Source organism: Nocardiopsis mangrovi (assembly GCF_042653925.1).
GTDB classification, from domain to species: domain Bacteria; phylum Actinomycetota; class Actinomycetes; order Streptosporangiales; family Streptosporangiaceae; genus Nocardiopsis_B; species Nocardiopsis_B mangrovi.
Genome location: NZ_JBHSFQ010000098.1, coordinates 1 through 700, shown reverse-complemented (window position 1 = coordinate 700; position 700 = coordinate 1). Strand labels below are relative to the sequence as shown.

Below are 700 nucleotides of genomic sequence, written 5' to 3'. Positions count from 1 at the left end.
CCCGCTTCCTCCACCACCCCCTCCACCGCACCCACCAACACCGGATGCGCACTCACCTCCACAAAAGACGAAAACCCCTCCCCCACCAACCCCGCCACCGCCGACCCGAACCCCACCGGCTCCCGCAGATTCCGAAACCAATACCCGGCATCCATCTCCACGCCATCGACCCACCGACCCACCACCGTCGAGAACACCGGAACCCGCCCCACCCCCGGACGAACCCCCTCCAACACACCCAGCAAACCCCCACGCAACCGCTCCACCTGCGGCCCATGCGACGCATAATCCACCGCGACCCGACGAACCCGCACGCCGTCGCGTTCACACTCCGCCATCAGACCGTCGAGGGCCTCCGGCTCCCCGGAGACCACCACCGACATGGGACCGTTGACCGCCGCGACGCCGATACGGCCGCCGAACCGGCCGAGCCGTTCGCACACCTCGGACTCTGCGGCGGCCACCGCGACCATCCCCCCGTGGCCCGCCAGTTCGGTTGCGATGAGGCGGCTGCGGTGCACAACGATCCGGGCGGCATCCTCCAGCGACAACACACCCGCCACATACGCCGCGGCGATCTCCCCCTGCGAATGACCCACCACCCCATCAGGAACCACCCCCACCCCACGCCACACCTCGGCCAACGCCACCATCACCGCGAACGACACCGGCTGCACCACATCCACCCGATCCAACCCCG

1 protein-coding gene is annotated in these 700 nt (G+C 69.1%); it reads right to left on the bottom strand.

Annotated elements, in window-relative coordinates; genetic code table 11:
- Positions 1-686, bottom strand: a 686-nt coding sequence (locus tag ACFO4E_RS30100; protein ID WP_378580740.1) for an acyltransferase domain-containing protein, incomplete at its 3' end; no start/stop codon positions are given.
- Between the last annotated feature and the right edge of the window lie 14 nt (positions 687-700).